This is a genomic window from Paenibacillus sp. 2TAB19, assembly GCF_052115185.1.
Classification (GTDB): Bacteria; Bacillota; Bacilli; order Paenibacillales; family Paenibacillaceae; genus Pristimantibacillus.
In genome coordinates, this window is sequence record NZ_JBFRGE010000156.1 from 1 (window position 1) to 4,069 (window position 4,069).

1 protein-coding gene and 1 pseudogene are annotated in these 4,069 nt (G+C 47.7%); one reads left to right on the forward strand and one right to left on the reverse strand.

The features are described from left to right. Positions 1-217: 217 nt before the first annotated feature. The gene (locus AB4Z33_RS30360; RefSeq protein ID WP_442053473.1) at positions 218-3,049 is read right to left on the reverse strand and encodes an RCC1 domain-containing protein; all 2,832 of its coding nucleotides are present in this window, start codon (positions 3,047-3,049) and stop codon (positions 218-220) included. A 484-nt stretch (positions 3,050-3,533) separates the two neighbouring features. On the opposite strand from AB4Z33_RS30360, the pseudogene AB4Z33_RS30365 reads away from it, so the two are divergent. Then, positions 3,534-3,909, forward strand: a pseudogene (locus AB4Z33_RS30365) (IS110 family transposase); the annotation flags it as partial. Positions 3,910-4,069: the final 160 nt, after the last annotated feature.

Sequence of the window (4,069 nt, forward strand, 5' to 3'; positions counted from 1 at the left end):
GTCCAGCCTAATGATAAACTTGTATATTATTTAGAGGCTTATGATTACGAAGAAATTGAGGAGCTAAGAAGAAAACCTATAATAGTAGTAATTGATGCCATACCGTTAAGCTAATGCAAAAATCCCCGCAGCCGAAGTCAGCGGGGATTTCGCTTTACAATAGACCGCGGGGCGATCCGCGGCCGGCCATTAAGTTTCGGCAAACATAGCAATATCTTCAGTGATTGTCATATTTGATATTCACATAGACGAAAACTTTCTTATCCGGACTATAATCTTTGTCCGTATGTCCCTTAATCCTCCACTCCGCAGTGTAACCTACGGGTACCTCAGTAGCACTGTACTCGGTACCATCTGGGAGTTCCGTCGTATCTTCCGGCAATCGGTTACCCTCGCCTACGTTCTCCAGACTAAGGTCATAATCTTCTCCTTCAGGGGATACCATGGAGACCTTAACGACTCCATGGAAACCTTCAGGAGGGCTCCAAGATCCGCTCAACTCTTGTCCTGAGGACGAAATGTACCCGTAATATAACGAATACTCATAATTTGATCCGCCGGCTTGATAAGATTTGGAATCGGAAAGCTGGAGTTGGTTCGGATCAACCTGATACAATGATCCGCCGTCAATCCGGTTCCATACGCCATCCCGGTAGTGCAACTCCCCCGGACCGCTGAAAGAATACAAGAGTCTGCCCTCTTGTGCGGAATAAAGGTAAGTTGTATCTTTAAACGTGTACGCTACCGTGCCGTCGGGTCCCAATTGCTTGATGGAGAGCGGAACGCCGGTCAACTGCCACCATTTAGGGGCCGCATAAACTTGTTTTGACTCGCCTTCCGGCGACCGGACTTTCAAAGTCCAGCGCTCTATTTCCTTGTTGTATTCCTTATAAGCAATCCATCCATTATTGATCTGGTACGATGTTCTCGGGTCGGTCAAATAATAATCCGCATTATCAATTGGGTTATAGGCTATCTTGGTAACCTGGCCATCGGCGCTGCGAACTTGGAGAGACCACTTAGAATAACCTTCATACTCCGTGTATGCATTGTAGAGTATGTTTTTTCCGTCCGTCAAAGGCCCGTTATATTTATTCGGGTATTCGGGTGAGGGCGGATAAAACGTCGTGAACGTATCGTCGGGGAGGTGGCGGCGAATACCGGTATGAAACTCATAAATTACCGTTCCGTCAGCCGACAGATCAAATGAGTTCCTATTATTAAAACTCGAATTAAGAAGGTAACGAGACTCTCTCGTCTTTACATTCACAATATTGTGGCTAAATACCGTAAAATTCCCTTTTACTTCGTATGGGCTCGCATTGTCCCAACTATTTTGAACCGCTCCGTCCTTCCAATAACGAGTCCCAACACCGGATATGGAATACACAACGCCGTCAGCGGATAACTTTGCTGTACTTAAGGTATACTTGGACCCGTTCGCATCGTAAACTTTTACTTGGCTTTTATCAGCACGGTTATACATCCAGAGCGCTTTATCGCCGGTCTCTTTCCAAATGATACGGCTTTGGTCAAAGTCGAGAATGGTACCGTTAAACCGGTAAAGCAGCGTTTCTGCTTCTGGTACCGGATGGTTTGCAGCAGTAGTGACCGTCTCTTCTTGTGTCACGCTTTGGTTGCCATCGGCATCGACGGCGACCAGTGATAAGAGGTAGGACGAATTAGAAGACAACCCATTCACTTCATAGCTGTGCACTTCCCCGTCAAGGGTGGCCAGCAGCGTGTTGTCTTGGTACACCAAGTACTTTTCTACACCTGTATCATCCGTGGCATGCTGCCAATTCAGCTGTACGCTGTTGTAGGTCACATCGGTAACCGTCAGCACGTCGTACTCAGGCCACTGTGGCGCATCAGTATTCGCAACTTGTACGGGAGAATAACGGTTTATCGTGGTTCCATCACCGAGTTGACCAGAATAATTATCGCCCCACGCCCAAACGGTTCCGTCGCTTTTCACTGCCAAACTATGCGAACCATCATTCGTCGAGATGGAGGACACCGAATCGAGCTCGGATACTTGAACGGGGGAAGAACTGCTGGTCGTGCTTCCATCGCCCAGTTGACCGGAATAATTATGGCCCCATGACCAGACGGTTCCATCGCTTTGCATCGCCAAAGTATGCGAATCACCCGAAGCGATGGCGGACACCGAACCGAGATTGGTTACTTGAACGGGAGTATAACGCGTTGTTGTGCTTGCATCGCCAAGTTGACCAGAAGAATTATATCCCCACGCCCAGACGGTTCCGTCGCTTTTGAGTGCCAAACTATGCGAATAACCCGCCGCGATGGCTACCACCGAATCGAGACCCTGTACTTGAACAGGAGTATCACGGTAGGGGGTTGTGTAGGGTCCATCGTAAATGATCAAGCCACCGGGCACCCCGTTTTGGCCTAATTCATTGCTTCCCCACGCCCAGACGGTTCCGTCGCTTTTAAGCGCCACACTATGGAGATGACCCGCAGCAACGTCGACCACCGAACCGAGGCCCTGTACTTGAACAGGAGTATCACGGTCTGTCCTGCTTCCATCGCCCAGTTGACCGTGGATATTCCACCCCCACGCCCATACGGTTCCATCGCTTTTTACCGCCAAATTATGATAATGCCCTGAAGCAATAGCTTCCACGGAGTTAAGATTGTTTACCTGAACGGGGGAAGTACTGGCCATTCCGCCACTCCAATTCCATCCCCACGCCCAGACGGTTCCGTCGCTTTTGAGTGCCAAACTATGCGAATAACCCGCCGCGATGTCGGCCACCGAATCGAGACCCTGCACTTGAACCGGAATATAATGATGGTCTGTCGTACTTCCATCGATGCCATATTCATTGCTTCCCCACGCCCATACCGTTCCATCCTTATTAAGAGCGAGAGAATGACCCGGTCCTCCTGTAACCATCGTTGCACCCGAATTCAAACTCTCTGCTGCCACCGCGGAACCGGCCTCAGCGGCTGCTGCCTGAAAGGGTACAAGCAGCGACAGCAACAGAAAGGCACAAACTAAAAGCATAAACCGTCGTTTCATCAATCTTCACTCCTATCTTTGATTTATCTTAAATCTACCATATTACGGAAACTTATTGATCTACCCGTTGCACTATACAAATCAGTACAAATCTGGTGCATTTGTCATAACAATAGTTTTGGGCGCATGGAAATTGGCAGTCTTGAAAATAACTTAGAAGCGCATATCCACCATCGGGACTAGGATATGGACATTCTTTTACATCGAGCCTTAAACCTGGTGATTGAATGGGGCACTATAGTTGAACACCGAGAGGGCTGTCGCGTGACAGCTTTTCGTTACGCTAATGAGGAACTTTAGTACAATGTACCATGGAGCAGATTGCGATCCGCAGCTGCTCCATTTTTATTAAGCTATCGGGCAGCATTCCTAGTTATGGAGAAATACGAGATTTGAGAAACAAAAAAGACTCCTTGGTATGATGTTAGTGGGTCCCAGAGCTGGCGAGCGAACGGATCCAATAACAAACCAAGGAGACTACAAGATGCATTCTACTCAAAATGAACGAATTGATCAAATCACTTCTTCAACTTTAGTTGTCGGTGTAGACATCGCTAAATTCAAACATGTGGCTCGAGCACAAGACTACCGCGGAGTCGAGCACGGGAAGCCCATCACATTTGAAAATAATCGAGAAGGTTTTGAAATATTCGTTTGTTGGTTCCAAAAGATTTTAACGGAGCAAGGGTTTAAGGACGTCATAGTAGGCATGGAGACTACCGGTCAATACTGGCTGAACCTTGCTCATATCCTTCGAGAAAAACAAGTGAAATACGGAGTGGTRAATCCACTCCACGTGAAGAAAACCAAAGAACTCGACGACAATTTCGCCTACAAAGAATGACGTTAAGGACGCAAAAACCGACCTTTGTGTTGAAATGATGACCTAAACTAATGTGAGATAACAAGAAGCACGGATGAGTAGGAACGGAACTAACATACGGACGAAGATCCTGTCGGGCAGCATATCTGACCTCCACCTCATGGACAGGTTGAATGAAGGAATGTGGGAGCGTAGAC

Bases quoted from the DNA above. Each gene is read 5' to 3' on its own strand.
- AB4Z33_RS30360 (WP_442053473.1), bottom strand. From the start codon at position 3,049: ATGAAACGACGGTTTATGCTTTTAGTTTGTGCCTTTCTGTTGCTGTCG.